At 39.1% G+C, this 18,404-nt stretch carries 17 protein-coding genes; 10 read left to right on the forward strand and 7 right to left on the reverse strand.

All coding sequences use genetic code 11. The annotated features are described in order from the left end of the window. Nucleotides 1-63 precede the first annotated feature (63 nt). Nucleotides 64-1,764, forward strand: coding sequence for an N-6 DNA methylase (locus LHV68_00105; GenBank protein ID MCB4790270.1), 1,701 nt, complete (start codon nucleotides 64-66; stop codon nucleotides 1,762-1,764). Next, entirely contained in the window at nucleotides 1,757-2,689 is a 933-nt protein-coding gene (locus LHV68_00110) for a restriction endonuclease (GenBank protein MCB4790271.1), read from the forward strand. Before LHV68_00105 ends, LHV68_00110 begins: the two co-directional genes overlap by 8 nt. Nucleotide 2,690: 1 nt before the next feature. Here LHV68_00110 and LHV68_00115 read toward each other — a convergent pair whose 3' ends face one another. The 6 genes from LHV68_00115 to LHV68_00140 form a co-directional block, all read right to left on the reverse strand. Beyond that, nucleotides 2,691-3,974 (reverse strand): hypothetical protein, encoded by a 1,284-nt coding sequence (locus LHV68_00115; GenBank protein MCB4790272.1) that lies wholly within the window; start codon nucleotides 3,972-3,974, stop codon nucleotides 2,691-2,693. A gap of 186 nt (nucleotides 3,975-4,160) precedes the next feature. Further along, nucleotides 4,161-4,925 (reverse strand): outer membrane lipoprotein-sorting protein, encoded by a 765-nt coding sequence (locus LHV68_00120; protein ID MCB4790273.1) that lies wholly within the window; start codon nucleotides 4,923-4,925, stop codon nucleotides 4,161-4,163. A gap of 82 nt (nucleotides 4,926-5,007) precedes the next feature. Beyond that, nucleotides 5,008-6,774, reverse strand: coding sequence for an FtsX-like permease family protein (locus LHV68_00125; protein MCB4790274.1), 1,767 nt, complete (start codon nucleotides 6,772-6,774; stop codon nucleotides 5,008-5,010). A gap of 108 nt (nucleotides 6,775-6,882) precedes the next feature. Further along, nucleotides 6,883-8,412, reverse strand: coding sequence for an FtsX-like permease family protein (locus LHV68_00130; GenBank protein ID MCB4790275.1), 1,530 nt, complete (start codon nucleotides 8,410-8,412; stop codon nucleotides 6,883-6,885). Nucleotides 8,413-8,530: 118 nt separating this feature from the next. Continuing rightward, a complete protein-coding gene (locus LHV68_00135) occupies nucleotides 8,531-9,205 on the reverse strand; it encodes an ABC transporter ATP-binding protein (GenBank protein MCB4790276.1) in 675 nt (224 codons plus the stop codon). 113 nt (nucleotides 9,206-9,318) lie between these two features. After that, nucleotides 9,319-10,398 carry a nitronate monooxygenase family protein gene (locus LHV68_00140; GenBank protein MCB4790277.1) on the reverse strand — a complete coding sequence of 360 codons (1,080 nt, stop codon included), beginning with the start codon at nucleotides 10,396-10,398 and terminating at the stop codon, nucleotides 9,319-9,321. A 296-nt stretch (nucleotides 10,399-10,694) separates the two neighbouring features. Between LHV68_00140 and LHV68_00145 the strand changes: the two genes are divergently transcribed. The 8 genes from LHV68_00145 (at nucleotide 10,695) to LHV68_00180 (ending at nucleotide 16,519) form a co-directional block, all read left to right on the forward strand. Then, nucleotides 10,695-10,895, forward strand: coding sequence for a hypothetical protein (locus LHV68_00145; protein MCB4790278.1), 201 nt, complete (start codon nucleotides 10,695-10,697; stop codon nucleotides 10,893-10,895). A gap of 67 nt (nucleotides 10,896-10,962) precedes the next feature. Then, nucleotides 10,963-12,051 carry a helix-turn-helix domain-containing protein gene (locus LHV68_00150; protein ID MCB4790279.1) on the forward strand — a complete coding sequence of 363 codons (1,089 nt, stop codon included), beginning with the start codon at nucleotides 10,963-10,965 and terminating at the stop codon, nucleotides 12,049-12,051. 105 nt (nucleotides 12,052-12,156) lie between these two features. After that, nucleotides 12,157-13,572, forward strand: coding sequence for a PAS domain S-box protein (locus LHV68_00155; protein ID MCB4790280.1), 1,416 nt, complete (start codon nucleotides 12,157-12,159; stop codon nucleotides 13,570-13,572). A gap of 144 nt (nucleotides 13,573-13,716) precedes the next feature. Beyond that, nucleotides 13,717-13,980 carry a metalloregulator ArsR/SmtB family transcription factor gene (locus LHV68_00160; protein MCB4790281.1) on the forward strand — a complete coding sequence of 88 codons (264 nt, stop codon included), beginning with the start codon at nucleotides 13,717-13,719 and terminating at the stop codon, nucleotides 13,978-13,980. A gap of 102 nt (nucleotides 13,981-14,082) precedes the next feature. Continuing rightward, entirely contained in the window at nucleotides 14,083-14,424 is a 342-nt protein-coding gene (locus LHV68_00165; GenBank protein MCB4790282.1) for a hypothetical protein, read from the forward strand. A gap of 276 nt (nucleotides 14,425-14,700) precedes the next feature. Beyond that, nucleotides 14,701-14,868: a DUF6132 family protein gene (locus LHV68_00170; protein MCB4790283.1), complete on the forward strand. Its 168-nt coding sequence runs from the start codon at nucleotides 14,701-14,703 to the stop codon at nucleotides 14,866-14,868. A 13-nt stretch (nucleotides 14,869-14,881) separates the two neighbouring features. After that, nucleotides 14,882-15,355: a thioredoxin family protein gene (locus tag LHV68_00175; GenBank protein MCB4790284.1), complete on the forward strand. Its 474-nt coding sequence runs from the start codon at nucleotides 14,882-14,884 to the stop codon at nucleotides 15,353-15,355. Between the two features lie 447 nt (nucleotides 15,356-15,802). After that, nucleotides 15,803-16,519: a sulfite exporter TauE/SafE family protein gene (locus LHV68_00180; protein MCB4790285.1), complete on the forward strand. Its 717-nt coding sequence runs from the start codon at nucleotides 15,803-15,805 to the stop codon at nucleotides 16,517-16,519. A 126-nt stretch (nucleotides 16,520-16,645) separates the two neighbouring features. Here the strand turns inward: LHV68_00180 and LHV68_00185 are convergent, their stop codons facing one another. Continuing rightward, the gene (locus LHV68_00185; protein ID MCB4790286.1) at nucleotides 16,646-18,340 is read right to left on the reverse strand and encodes a 4Fe-4S binding protein; all 1,695 of its coding nucleotides are present in this window, start codon (nucleotides 18,338-18,340) and stop codon (nucleotides 16,646-16,648) included. Nucleotides 18,341-18,404: the final 64 nt, after the last annotated feature.

Here is an 18,404-nt window from a genome sequence, read left to right on the forward strand (position 1 = left end):
TTATTTTGTTGTAAGGAAGAATTAAATATAATATAATTATAATAAATAGAGTGGTGAAAATATATGAAGCTTAATGATGTTATTAGCCTTGGGGTAGAACAAAAAAAAATGCGAACAACTATTACACTTGATAAATTCTCTCATCAACCATATGTTCTGTCACGAGGCATAACAAAGGGAACTAATCTGGGATTGATAGCTTATGCCGAACGCATAGCGGAAGATTATTTAAATAAGTCTTCTGCAAATGAAAGAAAATCAAAAGGGCAGTTTTTTACACCTCGGCAAGTCAGCTTGTTCATGGCCAGTTTGTTGAATATAGATAAGCAAAAGTTCAGTGTGTTAGATCCTGGAGCCGGGACAGGTATGCTCAGCGCTGCTGTCTGCGAAAGTATCCTGTCTTCCAGAAAGCAGATTGATTTCTCATTGGATGCATATGAGACTGATTCAGAAGTGATTCCGCTGCTTGAAAATGTCCTTCATAAATGTCAGACTGTCCTTAGAGAAAATGGTCATAAATTCAAATATAGAATTATTGCAAAAGATTTTATTTTGGATAACTCTCACCGGATAAAAACACAGCTTGATTTTGGAGAGAGAGAAACTTCATTATCTTATGATTATATAATTTCCAATCCTCCATATTATAAACTCAATAAAAACTCACCACAAACCCTTCTTTTAAATGAAATTGTGTCAGGTCAACCCAATATCTATACCTTTTTTATGACATTGTCCCTTGATATGCTAAAGTCGGATGGAAAAATGATGTTTATCACTCCGAGAAGTTTTTGCTCAGGGTTATACTTCAAGCCTTTCAGGAAATGGTTGTTACAGCACGGGCAGATAACAAATATTCACATGTTTGAATCACGAAGTAATGTTTTTGGTAATGGCACTGTTTTGCAGGAAAGTATTATAACCGGAATAATGCCCAAAAAGAATGAGGTTGAAAGCAATAAAGTAACAATCAGCACAAGTCAGGATGGCTCATTTCATAATCTGAAGAAGGTTGATATTGACTATCAAGATATTTTACATCAGATAAATGGTCAATTAATGATAAAGGTTCCAGTAACAAAGACAGATGTCAAAGTTCAGCATATAGTTAATTCATGGGAATATACATTAAAAGATTTTGGAATGAAAGTTTCGACAGGTCCGGTAGTTTCTTTCAGGGCTGAAAAATATTTATCTACTGAATTTATTGATGAAAATAAAACTGTCCCGCTTTTATGGATGCATAATATTCAAAACATGAATATTGTCTGGCCCATAGAAAAGAAGAAAAGAGGGCTTGCTATAAAATTAGAAAAAGGTACGGCTCCTGTTTTGGTTCCGGTAAAAAACTATGTTCTTGTCAAAAGGTTCAGTTCAAAGGAACAAAAAAGAAGATTGTATGCCGGGGTGCTATTAAAATCAAAATTCAAGTATGATAAAGTGGGAATTGAAAATCACCTTAATTATATTTATAGATATCACGATATTCTCTCAACGGATGAGGTTTACGGAGTTGCGGGTATTCTAAACTCATCTTTGATGGACATGTTTTTCAGGATGCTTAACGGTAGTACTCAAGTTAATGCTGTTGATATAGATAATTTGCCCCTGCCTTCTCTTGAAAAGATCAAGGAATTAGGGAAGACTATCATGGCAAGGAAACCTTCTATCGGGATAGAATTAGACAAAGTGATTATTGACGTTTTGGGAATAGATAATGATATTCTTCTGGAATTAAACGGAGGCAATGACGTAAATGAGTAAAATAAAACAGGGCTTGGACATTTTGATAAAAATGGGAATTCCCAGAGCGCAGCAAAATGAGCGATCGTCTTTGACTTTGTTAGCTGTACTGAATATAAAAGAGAGAAGCCCGTGGTCAAGTGCGAAGAAACGATTAATTAGAATTCATGACATTTTAGGGTTTATTGAATATAATTATAAAAAGAAGTATGCCGAGAATACCCGAGAAACCATAAGGAGACAAACCTTACAGCAGCTTGAACAGGCGGGAATCGTTGAAAGAAATTCTGATGATCCATCAAGACTAACCAACAGTCCCAACACAGTCTATAATATAACCAATGAAGCTCTGGAAGCGATACGAAAATACAATGATCCTTTATTTGAAAGAGCTCTTCATAGGTTTATTTCGGAAAAAGGACGGCTTATTGACAAGTATGATAGACGGAAAGCACAAAATCAAATAAAATTGGTTGTTCCGGATGGAAAGACTATCAATTTTTCTCCGGGGGAACACAACGAGCTGCAGATAAAAATAATCAAGCAACTGTTGCCGCGCTTTTGTGTGAATGCCGAACTTGTATATGTGGGTGATACAGCAAATAAACTACTTTTTATTAAAGATGAATTACTTAAGGATTTGAATGTCCCAATAACAAACCACGATAAACTGCCTGATATTGTTCTTTATGATCGAGCCAAGAAACATTTATTTCTGATCGAGGCTGTAACATCACATGGTCCTATATCTCCCAAAAGACATGTAGAGCTGGAAAAAATATTAAAGGATTGCAAAACCGTTAAGATATACATAAGTGCATTCTTGAGCTCTAGGGAATTCAAAAGACACTTTGATAATATCGCATGGGAAACGGAAGTCTGGATTGCAGAAAATCCTGACCATATGATTCACTTTAACGGACCTAACTTTTTTACTGCCTACTAAGCTAGAAAGTTATTCCAACTGTAAGTTCAATGTCAAACTTTGTATTTAGGATACTATATTCTCTGTTTTGCTCTCCGATAAAAGAGTTTACCAGTAACCCGAAAGAAAAATCACTTAAATTCTTATAAGTAACTCCGCTCGACAATATCCCTGAATTGTCGTTGCAGTTCCTTATGTAATTAAGGTTAAAGGTCATATCCGTAACTATAAACCTTCCTACGCTTATAAATACCGCGTCATAATACTTTGAATAATAGTTTTGGCTGTACAATCCGGATGCCAAAAAAAACATTTTTTTTGTCCCTGATATTGGTGTTCCGGAAAAAGAATAAATATTGTTGTCTCCGAAAACGTCATCGGTATATCCTGTGCCGTTGTAAAAAAACTCGTTCGTTACAGATATCCTGTCGTTAAAATTTCCGAGGTCAAAATATTTGGTCATGGCCAGGCTTGCCCTCGGCGACCACTGGCCATTAAGCCGGCCCGTTCTTAAAACCCCGTTCTCTTCTATCATCCTGTCGCTTATGTCGTCCTTTGAAACACTTATTTCTCCCAGAAGGTCTATATGGAAAAGGCGGGAAGAAAAGTCATACCCGTAAGCCGGGGATTTTTGGCTTTTTAACCAGGTGGATAAAGCCATTTCGGTATTGCCGCATAAAAACTCGAACTTGAATGCGCCTGAAGCGTCTTCGGATTTATTTGCACCGTTTGTATCTATGAAACTGTAAAGATTATATTTCGTACCAAAGGGCACGTGCACCTTTACACCGTAAGTGCCTTCCCTGTAGCCTATCTTTCTTATAAACGGTATTTTTTCGATATTGATAAAGTCCGTAGGGTTCCATAAATAGCAGCGTCCCCACTGCAAAACCTGTTTTCCTGTGCGGAAATATACTTTCTTATCCAGGTTAAAGTCAAAAAACAACTCCCTCCAATAGGTAGTCGTTGCATTTGTCTGGGAATTGATGCCTATTTCAATGTTTGCAAAGACCTTCATCATGTTTTTTAAGCGCGCATCAAGAAAAAGGTTGCAGACCGTAAAAGTGTATAAAGAATCAGTTGTTGAACTGCTCAATAATACGTTGTTTATCATTGCGGAAGTAAGTTCGCCGGAAAATCCGATGCTCTTTTTTTCTTCCTTTAAAAGAGGCGGATTTTTAGAAGATGTGTTTTCCGTTATCATGGAATCCGGATTGGAGAAGTATTCGTTTTCGTTCTCTGCAAAACAGCAAAAGGAAAAAGAAGTAAGTATAAATGAAACAATAATATAACGTTTTATATGCACATTGCTCTCCGATTTTCTTAATCCTCACATAAAGAGCTTGTCATTGCGAGGAGTCCCGCCCTGGCGGGATAAACTCCGCGACGCGGCAATCTTGGTGTTTAAACGAAAAGACAAGATTGCTTCTCCCGCTTTGCGGGATCGCAATGACACCTTTTAGGTTGGAACTGAGGATTACGATATTTGAGATTACTTGCTTAAATTTTCAAGGTAAGCTTTAGTAAATATGCTGTCCTCAAGCTTTCCCATTATAATACTTGATATATCAACTATTGTTTTATTGCCTTTTTCAAACTCATCAACAAATATCTGTTTTACCGGCATATACCTTCCGTCAATAATAGTGTATTTTATATAATAAGCGGTCTGCATGAGAGTGCCTGACATGGAATAGGATTCCTCTTTAAGTATAAGGTTGTTATCTTTTCGCACCCAGTACGTTTTTTTAGGATAGTCCACGTCATTGATTATGGCTTTGGCCTCGAACTTATAGACCGGTATCTGGCCTAAGACTTCTTCGCTAATTATTTCTTTCGAATCTTTGTCGAGGGCCGGAGCGTACATTTCGGTAAGCTTCCTGTTTTCAAAATCTCCGCCGTGCGCGTCGCTGCCGCCGATGTTCTCGTCCCTGTTGATGTGCTGGAAAGTCCGTGTATTTTTGCGGTACATCCAGAAATTATCGCCCACGCGCAGGTACCCGTTGCCTTTTTCGTTTTCCGGGGCGGACATGATGATCAAAAAAGAATTATCCGAGTCCCTCCTGTAATACAGCATTTCTATTATTTTTGTCCCCTGGCCTACTTTCTGCTGGGTAAGAAGCACGTTTGCCCTGCCGTCGCCTTTTAACTCGTATATTTTTTCAATGGTTTTAAGTATAGGCATTACCCTGCTTTCGCAATAAGCATTAATAGATAAGAAAGCGATCATAAATGATGCAAAAAAAATGTTTTTCAATGCTCCTCCATATTATTAGCGTATAGCGGATAGCGTAGAGCGTATAGGAAGGTCAAAGACTTTAACTATCCGCTATACGCTATTATTCAAAGTGGCCTAGCGCTTTTGCGGGAGAGAGGTTGGACGCTCTTCTCGCAGGAAAAAACGCGGCTATCGTCGTGATCAAAAGTATAAGTAAAATAGTGCCTACAACGGTCATGATCGTAGGCAGGAAATATAAATGGCTGTTAACTAAAAGCATTCCAAGCGGGTTGTCTTCCATGGTTATTTTTATTGAGCTTAAGCCCCACATGGCAAGAAATGCCAACAATATGCCTGCAACCGAGGCTATCAGCGACAAAAACATCGTTTCAAGCAGGAATATGTTCCTCACGTCATTTTTCTGCATCCCTATGGCGCGGATAGTGCCTATTTCCCGCGTTCGTTCCCGTATGCTCAGGCGCAGTGTGTTTACAACGCCAAGCAGTATAATAAAAAAAAGAACCAGGACCGCCGAAAGAGTGATAAGGTTTAGCACGCCTTCGAGTTTCAAAATATCGCTTGCACTCTCATACATCGTGCGGACATCAACAAGAGTGGCTTTCCATTTTCTTTTAGCCATCTGCCTGTATTTATCCTTCAGCTCGTCCGTATTCTTTGTACGCGGCAGCAGCACGAACTCCGGAGCGATAAGGTCATACCAGGGGTTGTCTTTTTTCGGAACAAAGACATGCGTATAATTATCATAGTGCTTTGGCAGGTTATCGTAATATGTTTCATAGAATTTATCTTCGTTTACAAGTATCACGTTTTGCCCTAAAGTTTTGCCCGGGTTATATACAGCTGAAACCTTGTATGCCGCAGCTGCTGTTCTGTTTTCAAGCTTCATATCATAAGTTACGGTAAAAGGTTCGCCTACTGAAAGCCTTAATGAGTTTTTCAAATCTTTAGGTATGATCACAGCGTTGTTCTTTAAAGCATTTTCAAGCGACCCGTCTGTAATATTCAGTAATTTTGAGATCTTATCCTTGGACTGTTTATCTGCTTTGTAACCGAGTATGACCACATCGGCTTTTTTGTCCTTGTTTTTTGCCGAAGCACAAATGATCGCAAGCTCGGAGTTGATCTTTGCATGGATCCTGTCAGCAAGCGGCACTGCATTTTTCTTGGGGTCCTTTATAGTTATATTTATATTACCTGACTCATAGGGCCTGAAACCCAGCATTTGTTTGGCATTGTTCAACTCAACAAAAACAACCGGCTGCATGAATATGTTTTCGTTTTTCATTATACCGACAATAGTGATTTTTGAAGCCTGGTCCTGCCCGAAAATATTGGGGTAACGGAGCCTTATAATGTCATTTTTCTTCACGTTCAAATACTTTGCTTTTTCCTCAGATATAATTCCCGGGTTTTCCATGTCTTTTTTTTCAAGGTCTTCCCAGGAACCTTCAATAAGGCGGTATGATTCCTTTATTTCCTTCTTAGTTTCATTGCTTACGTTGGCAGAGGTATCAACGCCAATAAAAATAATATTGTCTGCTTTACCGTTACCCAGCGCCTTGCAGAACATCCCTATGGCTTCATCGGCTTCAAGGACTATATCTTTTTCATCTTTTAAAAGATTAAAAAACCTTTCCTTATCCCTGCAGACTTCCCTTGAGACCATTCCCTTTTCATTAAAACTTATAGTAACATGCCCCGCAACCCACCTGATTATCTTGTTAAACATTATATCCGATAGCCCGTGAGAAAAAGAGTTTGCGATGACAAGTATCATCACCCCGATGGCCATAGCCGAGCCCAGAAGTATATTGCGCCGTTTCTGGCGCAGCAGGTTGCGTAAACTTATCATCCCTAGTAATGGCATATTTTCTCCAAACTACTCATTGCAAATTGCAAATCGAGAAATTGCAAATTTCAAATAGAAAAGCAAGAAAGTCGTTAAACTTGCATTTTGCATTTTGCAATAGTTGTATCAGTCTCTTTGTATAGCATCAAGTGGAGTTATACTCCTTGCTATGCTGACCGGATAAATAGCAGCTATAACAGTTACTAAAATTAATTGAAATATCGTAAGCGTGATATCTGAAAATTGAAGGATAGGGTGAAACGTATCTCCTCCGTATAAAAGTTGTATCATGTCATTTTCAGAAGTGATCTTTAAAATAGGGATTATATTGACCGCAATAATGCCTAAGATGATCCCCAATCCGCCAAAAACAGATGAAAGCATTCCTGTTTCTGCCCAAAACATGCCGCCTATAAAGCTTTTTCTTGCCCCTATGGCTCGCATCATGCCGATCTCGGACGAGCGCTCCAGCGCCGACATTGAAAGCGTGTTTATGATTATTATTATCGCAACGCAGAACAGTATCGTGACAAACACGAACAAGGCGCTTTTTATTATTATGGTCATACTGCCTACGGGCCCGATGGCTTTGTTCCAGGTGATAGCCCGCACTCCCAGCTTTTCATTTGAAAGTTCTGAATTTAGCTTTTTCAACGATATTTTTCTGGATACTCCGTTTTTCAACTTAACAAAAATAAGGTTATAAGCCCCTTCTTCAATATTCAATTCTGTTTTTGGTTTTGAGTCCTCTGCTTTAGCCAGCGTTATTTTCCTTTTACTGTCAACGAACATAGAACCGGATGAAAACAGGGAATCCATGTTAGAATCATCCGTTGAAAGAAGTTTTTTTTCTTCTTCGGGGATATCAATAGTTTTTGAGGCGGCTGAAAAATACCCCAGGCATTCGCGGTATGATTCGATATCGGCTATGCTGAAATGGCCGAATATCGTGTTCAACGCCAGGTATTTGATGACCCCCTTTACCTGGAAACGGATGTCGGTGGACGAATTTGTTTCATTCATCCCCATGAGTACTACGCTGGAAGAAAGAAGAAGCTCCTGTGAATCCTTGGTAAGATCTTTCTGGGCTTCTTTGCTTAAGTGTTCCTTTACTAATTTTCCGCCTTCCGGAATTACCCATTTATTCGTATATTTGTAATATTCCTCGCGCGCTGAAGTGGGGACGAGTATGCCTTTTTCGTTTTTGTTCAATAAACGGCCTTCGACTACCGTAATATTGCCCTGGAACATCTTCTGGTATTGTTCAAAATCAACGCCCAGGAGAAAGGCGAAACCAGGCTCATAGCCCTGGTCGCTTAAAGACATGGCCAAATTTTTTCCTGCGGGCAGGAATTTGTCTATATACTCTTGTTTTTGAAGAAGAGGTTTTATCTGCGGGTAGTTGGTAATAGGTTCTACCGTCCTTCCCATCATTTCAAATAAGACATTGTCGAATTTTTGTTTATCCGATATTACGGCCAGGTCTCCCATGAAAGCATTTACGATATTATTCTCTATGCCTCTATTCATCCCGGAAATAACACCGTTTCCCATGGTCATAAGAAAAGATCCGAGAAGAAGTATAACCCCGATAATAAGGCTTTTTCCTTTATGCCGTAAAATATTGCGCCAGGCGATCGTGAAAATCAAATTCATTTATTTTCCTTGAGATATTAAAACAAAGAATTGTTTATATAGTCCCGTAAAGCAGGACACCAAAATTTTGCATTTTTCAATTTGATATTTGCATTTAAGTTAGTCCCGCAGAGCGGGACTAACTTGCTATTTGTCCGTCTTTTATTTTTGTTATATTACTTGCGTATTTAAGCACGTTTGCATCGTGTGTTGAAAAAATGAAGGTAGTTTTCTCTATTCTGTTCATTTCACGCATAAGCTCTAAAATAGAGGCTCCTGTGACCGAATCAAGGTTTGCGGTCGGTTCGTCAGCAAGCACTAGATCCGGGTTTGTAACAAGAGCCCTTGCGATAGCGACACGCTGGCGCTGGCCTCCTGAAAGCTCAGAGGGCCGGTGAACAGCGAATTCTTTCAGGCCGACCTCATCGATCAGTTGTTCAGCCCTTTTACGCACTTCGGCTTTAGAATACTTTTTCATGAGCAAAAGGGGGAATTCGACGTTTTCTATCACATCAAGAACCGGGATAAGATTAAATGTCTGGAAAATAAAGCCGATTTTGTTCAACCTTATATCAGTTATCTGCCTGTCGTTCAATGCGGTTATCTCATTGCCTCCTACTTTAACGCTTCCTTCAGTAGCAAAATCTATGCATCCGATCACATTTAATAGAGTAGTTTTTCCGCTGCCAGAAGGGCCTATTATGCTCATGAAGTCGCCCTGCTGGACCTCAAAATCGATCCCTCTTAAGGCATGTACTTTAGTGTTGCCGAGTTCGTAATCTTTTTTAAGCCCTTTTATTTCTATAATATTCATATAGTTCTCCAAAGTTTGGGGATTCAACAATCTCAATTAAGGAATTATAACAAAAAAGATTGAACAAATTCAATGTTGTTTTAGGGATGGTTTTAGGTAAGAAAAAGAAAAAACTAAAGGGCGGCTTCTGCTTCGCTTACAAGCTCGTTCATGAGGTCATTTACTTTTACTATCTTATTGCAGCGGTAAACATTCTCTCCGCAGAAAGCAAAACCTTCGTCTAAGTTTCCCGCATAGGCATTGAGGAGTGCTTTTGCTATACAGTATGGCGCTGTTGAAGGGTTGCATGTTATCAGGCAATGGTATGGACAGCTGAACTGTACTTTATTATTCTTATCCATGAAATTTCTTATAAAATCATTTTTTATTGCTCTGCCGGGCATCCCGACCGGGCTTTTAATTATGGTTATATCTTCTTTTTTTGCATCAAGATAAGCCTGTTTAAATTTTTCAGATGCATCGCATTCTTCGGTGCATACAAACCGTGTAGCCATCTGGACGCCGGCTGCACCCATTTTAATGAATTTTGCTATATCTTCTCCTGTATAAATGCCGCCTGCAGCAATGACCGGGATTTTTTTGCCGTATTTTGTTTCCAATTCTTTAGTAAGAACCAGGACTTCTTCAACTATTTTTTCAAGAGGGTGGTCTTCCATATGTTCAAGGTCTTCATGAGAGAATCCGAGGTGGCCGCCGGCAAGAATGCCTTCAACGATGAAAGCATCGGGAAGTTTAGCATATCTTTTGAACCACTTTTCAGCTATTATCCTGCCTGCCCGGGCCGAAGAAATTATAGGGACAAGTTTAGTGTTTGTGCCTTTTGCGTACTCAGGAAGCATGAAAGGAAGGCCTGCACCCGAAACAAGCATGTCAGCACCTGCTTCTATGCATGCCTTTACTAATAAAGCATAATCAGTTTGGGCGACCAGCAGATTTACAGCTATGGGCCCGCCGTGAGCCAGTTTTTTTGCAAGTTTTATATTTTCTTCCAGAGCCTTAGCATTTAGGGGTGCATAATCTGCCTTGTTCTGCCCTTCAACCGGCCCTATGCCTACGCTTGATACAGTTCCTAATCCGGCGGCGTTAGTAACTGCAGAGGCAAGCCGTGCTTTAGAGATCCTTACTCCCATCCCGCCTTGAATGATAGGTATCTTTACTTCTATATCTCCAATCCTTAATACCGGTAATTTCACTAAACTCCTCCAAAGATAATTAATATATTATTATTTCTATCTGTATGTCACTCTTTTTTTTGGATTTTTTATAAGAGGTTGGCATAGCTGATATTTTTTCAGTTTTCCATTATAGCATATTTCTGAATATTTGTAAAAAATATTTCATTAAATATTTCATTAAATATTGGAAAGTTTGGGAACAAGGTATCCACCCCCCGGAAAGGTTAATATACATAAATGAAGTTGAAGTAAAGAAGTTAAGGCTGATAAGCCAGAGGGGGATTGGGGGATACCTCCCCCAAGAGCAGAATAGATTGGAAGAAAGTAAAAAGGTCTTTGAAAACAAAACGATATTGCCGAGCAAGGGATATAAGTACGAGGCAACGAATATAGGCCATACCTATGACAGTCGATATTGGAGTTGGGTTAGGATGAAGGGGAGTTATAGGGAAAAGGAAGAAGAAGAAAAGATGTCGGATAAGATAAAAGAAGCCGAGGCAATAATAAAGGGTTAAAGAAAGCGGCCCCTTAATTGGAACAGTATGATAGAATACTGTTGGAACCCAAGCAAGGAGGCCGTATTTGAGATATTATCAATTGGTGAGAGAAAAATCAAAGATGAATTTTAATTTAAGGTATCAGTTGGTAAAGGAAGCGCAAGAAAGCAATATAAGTGAGGCATCACGCAAGTTTGGTACGACGCGTAAAACGGTTAGGAAATGGGTAAGGCGGTATGAGGAGAAAGGGTTTGCCGGACTTGAAGAAGAGAGCAGGTCGCCAAAGACAACACCGCACAAGATGAAAGAAGAAGATGAAGCAAGGGTAGAAGAGGTAAGGAAACAGCTTAAGTGTAAATGGGGAGCGAGGAAGTTAAAGGATAGATTCAAACTTAATGGCAGTTATTCAGCTATACACCGAGTAATAAAGCAGAAAGGGTTATTAAAGCCGAAGAGGAAGAAGCACCGTAAGCGAAAGGATTTATCAGCGTTAAAGAAGAAGCTGGGGTTATGCAAGCGCAATCAGGTAGACACAAAAGATTTAAGTGATATATTGAATTACTGGCCGTATATGAAGCAGTTAAGCCTGCCGAGGTACGAATATACATATCGGGAATTATCTACAGGAGCATCTTTTTATTCCTATGCAGATGAGAACAATTCGTTATATGCTTCTATATTTGCAAGGTATGTAGCAGAACATTTAAAGAAATACGGGATAAAAGTTAATGAGATAGAATGGCAGAGCGACAATGGTTCTGAGTTTATAGGATCAGTCAGGAAGAAAACAAACCGGTTGAGTGCATTTGAGAAGGTTCTGCATGAATACGAGATATATCACCGGCGGATACCTCCCAGGGCTTCATACCTGCAGGGTGATGTAGAAACATTTCACCGGATAGTCGAAGATGAGTTTTATGATATAGAAACTTTTGACAGGGGCGAACCAGAGTTTTTAGGCAAGGCTTACGCATACCAACTATATTTCAATTATATGAGAAACAACAGATATAGGGAAAACAAGTCGCCGCTCGGTATATTAAAAGAGAGATTCCCTGAAACTAATCAGGGAATTTTAAATCTGCCGCCAGTAAGGCTTGAGGGTTTGTATAATTTTTGGTATAACAAAGCTGTAGGTGGATACCATGTACCTAAACCCGCCCTATTTCATTAAATATTTAATTGACGAATATACACAAAAGATATAAAATATATACATCAATGCTTTTAATTGCGAAATACTGCTGTATAAGGTTTTAAGAAAGAAAACAAAATACCGATGAACACTTTAAAAGAATTTATCGCAGTCGACTCAAAATTAAGAAAAGCAATTAAACAGCTGATTGTTATTTTTGTTTTACTTGTTTTTTATGTATTGACTGTTTGCTACATCTATTTTAATGAACAGAAAAAATCAATAATAGCGGAAAAACAAAACGACCTGCGAATAATAACTGATCTTAAAGTAAACCAGATCGCTAACTGGCGGGCCGAACGTTTATCTGACGCCCTGGACATTTCTTCAAGGCTTGCAGAGAATTGTGAAGCCAGGCAGATACTGCAGAATCCCGATTCTGAAAAAAGGAAGAAGCTGTTTTTATCCGTATTAAAACACCTGAAAGACAATTTAGAATATTCGGGTTTTTATTTAATTGACCCTTCAGCGAAAGAGGTCGTCTCCGCACATAAGAAGGGCGAACCTCCGGGGGACTATTCAATTTCTCTTGCTGTCCAATCTTTAAAAGAGGATAAGATCACTTTTTCTGACCTGCGCAGAAATGAAAAAACAAATGGCCTAGACCTTGATATTTATGCTCCGGTAAAAGGCAGGACTCCTCAAGGAGATATAGGCCTGGGCATACTGGTCTTAAGGCTGGACCCTTATCAATTTCTTTTCCCGTTCATTCAGTCCTGGCCTGCCCCGAGCAAGACCTTTGAGACCCTTATTGTCAGGAAAGAAGGAAATAAAGTATTGTACCTTAATGAATTGAGGCATGTAAAAAAAGCTGCTCTTTCTTTTGAAATGCCTCTTGATAGGAAAGATCTTCCTGCCGCGATGGCGCTAAGGGGCATAAAAGGAGTAATACAAGGCAAAGACTACCGGGGGGTAGATGTTATTGCTGCAAGCGGAGCTATCCCGGATTCTCCGTGGACACTTATAGCAAAGATAGACGAGGACGAGATCTATGAACCTATAAAAGACAGGGCCTGGATCGTTTCAATAGCTGTATTTATTTTTTTCATTGCGATATTTGCTTTGATAGGGTTTTTATGGAACCGTCATATAGCTATTTTTTACAGGAAGCAATATGAATCGGAAATAGCCAGAAGGGCCCTGGTAAAACGGTATGATTATCTGATCAAATATGCGAATGATATAATAATTCTATTTGACAAAGATCTAAAGATCATAGAAGCTAACGATAAAGCCTCTGAGGCTTACATGTATACGAATGTAGAGCTCATGCAGATGACTATGAGGGATTTAAGAGCGCCGGAATCCATCCCAACAATAGAAGATGAACTAAAACAGCTGGAGGAAAAAGGGAGTATCGTGTTTGAGACGGCTCACAGGAGAAAAAACGGTACAAGATTCCCCGTAGAAGTAAGTGTACGTCTGATCATAATAGACTGGAAGGAATATTACCAGAGCATAATCCGTGACATAAGCCCGCGAAAGAGCAAAGAAAAATAATTTTCAAATTTTGCCAAATTGGCTAAATGCTGTTTAAAAAAAATATTTTCAAAGTATTTTCAAAGGGGCTTGACAAATCCATTTAAATATTGTAATATTAAGATAGGCTGATAATGCGATATTAAATTTCTGAGGAGACTGAACTTGGACTATCATAAAAAGAGCGAAGTTCTAAAAGCCCTTGGACATCCGGTAAGGTTAAAAATAACGTACTGGTTGTTAAATAATGATGGTTGCCATGTAAATAAAATGGTAGAAGAAATGGGATTACCGCAGTCCACTGTATCACAGCATCTCGGTATATTAAGGAGCAAAGTCATAATTGCTTACGAAAAAAAAGGAGTGCAGACTTGCTACAGCGTAATAGATGTACAGGTAAAAAAAATATTGGAAATACTTGATAATTAAATAATTATATATTTTTTAATTGTTATATCGTAATATCAATATATATAGAAATAAAGGTTATATGATATATTATGAAAAAGCCTGACTAAAGAAGGGGGTAGCATGAACAATAAAATGATTTTTCTTTTTGCTTTAATTTTCTCAGTAATAATATATACATCTGTTTCAATTACAGGATTCAAATTTCCGGAATTTGAGCTTAACATTAAAGGTAATTTGCTCGGAGGGCAAGACATTATCAGTAATATAGCCCCCTTTGGCCCCGGTAACGGGCTATATGTATATGAGGCCCTTGCGATTTTTAAATACCGTATATCAAATTTTGCCGGGCCGCTTTTTGGTTCAGGCTATAACAATGATATGTTAATCGACAAAAATATCCTGAGGGACCAATGCAGGCCTATAATTATACATTATTATATACCTATTCTATATATGGGATAAGAGGCAGCGTAAAGCAGGGGAGGGAAGTAATTTCGAATTCCGAATACCGAATTTCGAAAAAATAACCAATAAGGCAAAACGGCAAAAAGAAAAACAGAGTCAAAGAGGCTTTGAAAAAACATTGAATTTGAAGTAAGTTTGCTGTTTTGAATATTAGATATTGTAGTTTTTTTCGATATTCGAAATTGCAGTTTCGAAATTACTGAAGTTAAAGGCGCAAGTAACAAAAAATAGTCAGATTTTTGACATTACGAAAAACATCTATAGGAGGTATGTATGTTCATTAAAATACTGATAGCTGTAATTGCCGGCGGAGTGGCAGGGGGGATAGGCGGGCATTTTTTAAAATGTGCCGGAGGGACCTGCCCTTTGACATGTAATCCGTGGGGCGGTGCGGTATTTGGAATAATACTTGCCATTTCATTTGTGTTAAATTTAGGCTAAAGGGAGACTAAATATGAAAATCCTTGAATTATCTTTTTTCATGTTTTTTGGAGCAGTCACAGTTTTGGGGTTTTCAAATTATTTTTATGGAACTTTAAAATCTTATGCAGGAACAAGAGAAAAATTAATAAAAGCTCCCATTGAATCAAACTCTATTGAATGGCAAACCTCGTTCGATAGAAGCCTAGAGTTCGCAAAGAAGACAAAAAAGCCTATAATGGCTGACTTTTATGCTGACTGGTGCGGATGGTGCAGAAAACTGGATGAAACAACGTATCAGGATAATAATGTTATTGAATTATCAAAGAGATTTATCTGTGTAAAAGTAAATACGGACGCAGATATAGGTACCTCTTCCAAATATAATGTCAGCGGCCTGCCCACGATCGTTTTCTTTTCTTATGACGGGAAAGTAACTAAGAAAGTGGTCGGATATAGACCAGGAGATTACTTTAGGACAGTAATGGAAGAATTAACAAAAAAGTAACAGATTATTCGCCGTGCTCATGTTCTTATGTATCCTTCAAAATTTTGACTGGGGGGAAGGAATGAAAGATTAAATACAAAAAATCTTGCCGGTGGGAACCCCCCTTCCTGCCGGCTTTTTTTGTTAAATTTAGTATCATGGGTGTCCAAATTAGACACCATGCTCCATCGAAAAGTAATTTTTTAGATTTGAAATAACATTTTCTATCATTACTGTGAAACTTGTCCTCGAAAGTCTTAATCTGGGAGCAGGAATCCATCTCGATAAAAACTTTAATTTCTGGATACCCGCTGGAGTTTACCCTCGAACGGCTTAAGCGGGGGCAGGTATGACACCTAATTTGGGAGCTATGTTTTTAGCATAATATGTCTATTTAAAATACTCTGCTTTGTCGAAAAATTTGACTTAACTGAAAATAAATATTAAAATTCTAAAAAAGAGCCCTTTATGACAAATGAATTATATGCACTTTCTATAACGGCACTCTCTCTAGGTTTTTTCCATACGATTGCAGGCCCTGACCACTACATACCGTTCATAGCTATGGCCAAGGCAAGGAACTGGCCGGTTTTAAAAACAATTTGGATAACTTTTATTTGCGGTGCAGGCCATATTATGAGTTCTGTTGTACTGGGTATGATAGGTGTTTGTCTGGGCCTTTCAGTAAAAAAGCTGCAAATCATAGAATCTTTAAGGGGGGAGATAGCTGCCTGGGCCTTGATAGGTTTCGGGCTTTTATATTTTGTATGGGGACTGCGGCAAGCTTATAAAAATAAAACCCATGCTCACTCTCATCTCCATGAAGAAGGGCTTTTGCACGAACATAAACATTCTCATATTGACGGCCACACACATGTGCATGAAGCAAACTATTCAAAAGCCAACATAACCCCATGGGTACTTTTTACTATATTTGTTCTTGGCCCGTGTGAGCCTCTCATCCCAATTGTAATGTACCCTGCTGCAACGGGAAATGTATTTGGTACGGTACTTGTAACTGTGCTGTTCGGAGGTATAACGGTATTACTTATGATCGGGATCGTATTAGCTTCATCTTTAGGCATATCTTTTTTGCCGTTAAAAAAAATAGAACGCTATACTCACGCTCTAGCAGGCGGTTCTATCCTTTGCTGCGGCCTTGCAATAAAATTCCTCGGGCTCTAACCAAAACCACCTCAAATTTATCAAAATGTTAATGATGGCGGGATGTCACCCATCCTTCGTTCGCCGCTGAACCAACGGCGGACGAGGGCATGGCGTTATCCATCCCGCTCTGCGTGACGGCTCTTGCTAAAGGGGTTCTACTTTTATAGCTCTTTTAGGTCTAGTCGGGCACATATACTGGCATGAACCGCAGCCTATACATAAGGTTTCATCCACAACGGGCGCACCAATTATTTTCCCATTGGCCAGGGTTTTCTTCTCGAGTTTTATAGCTTTATCTGGTATAGGGCATTGCTCTTCACAGACAATACATTCGCTCACACCTGCCCAAGCGACACAGATATTTTTATCTATCTTTGCTTTTCCTATTTTTAATTTCTTTTTATGGTCCAGAGTTATTTTTTCTATAGCTCCGGTAGGGCAGACCTGAGTGCAGAGCTTGCAGTTATATTCGCAGCATGCAAGTTCCATCATCAGGTTTGGGGTCCAGATACCAGACAAACCGCTTTCAAGGACACACGGCTGCAGCACGTTTGTGATGCATACTTTCATGCAGTTGCCGCACCTTATGCACCTTTGTAGAAATTCCTTTTCTTCTATAGCTCCTGGCGGCCTTATGACTGGCCTTTTTTTAGAGGTTTTTTCAAATCCGAATATTGTTTTTTTTAAGCCCGCCAGAGAAAAAAATACCGAAGAACTAAACAAAAGGAATTGCGCCCGTGTGAGCCCTTTATCCTGGGCCAGATCAATGGTTTTATTCCTATTATAAGTGTCCAAATTGGACAATATAGTCCAATGAAAAGCTTTTTTTAGATTTGAAATGACATTTTTTGTCATTCCTGCGAAAGCAGGAATCCAGCTTGATAAAAGCTTTATTTTTTGGATACCCGCTTTCGCGGGTATGACACCTAATTTGGGCAGCAATGTATCTTTTTCAAAAGTAAATCTCGCTTTCTGTCCCGGGCACAAAGATATACAGTCCATGCACAGGATACATTCTTCTTTTATATAGGAGTTATCTTTTTTTATTGCGTTCATCCTGCAGATATTGCTGCAAACCGGGCATTCGCCTTCGCACGAAAAAACCTTACGTTTTAAAAAAGAAAATTTAGAAATAAACGCCAGTGTAGCGCCTAGAGGGCATAGATACCTGCACCAGAAACGTTTTTTAAAAAATACCAGGATAAGTATTAACGCCAGCTCCAGTAATATCAGCCAGGTATGAGGGAATGCCGGGTTTTTTATTTCAAGCAGAGCCCCTTTTGTGCTATCGTACAAGTTTTCAAGGGACGGCATATAATTCGTTGCTTTCAGCAGGAAAATAAATATTTTGTCGATCGAGATGTCCAAGAAAGGGTGGATAGCAAAAGAAAAACTCCTCACAAAAATAGTCAGCGGGTCAAGGGTCCAGGCGGCCTGTACCCCGAAAAGAGCAAATACCACAATTACTGCAAGAATAACGAATTTTGAATTCCTGGTTCCACCCGGTTCTTTTTCTTTATTCATTTTCTTAAAGAACGACAGGATAAAAGCCCAAAGGTCAAGCAGGCTCCCGAGCGGGCACAGCCAGCCGCAAAAGAACCTTCCGAATATCAAAGTCAGGACTAGAGTTATTAAGGAGTAGGCCAAACCTGCCAAGAATACCTTTTCTGCCAGGGCGGTTATATACATAGCGAACGGGTCGAACTGAAAAAGTATGACAGGGTTTGTAAAGACGGACGCTGACCTTTTCATTGCCCATAGGATATAAACTATGAACAAGAAAAAACTTGCCTGGCTGAGAAACCTTAAATAAATGAGTCTTTTTGTATTTGTATTCATTTTATTGTAGTGTCTCTGAAATAACTTTACATTTGACTGTCATTGCGAGCGAAGCGAAGCAATC

It is taken from the genome of Candidatus Liberimonas magnetica (assembly GCA_020523885.1).
GTDB classification, from domain to species: Bacteria; Elusimicrobiota; Endomicrobiia; order Endomicrobiales; family JAFGIL01; genus Liberimonas; species Liberimonas magnetica.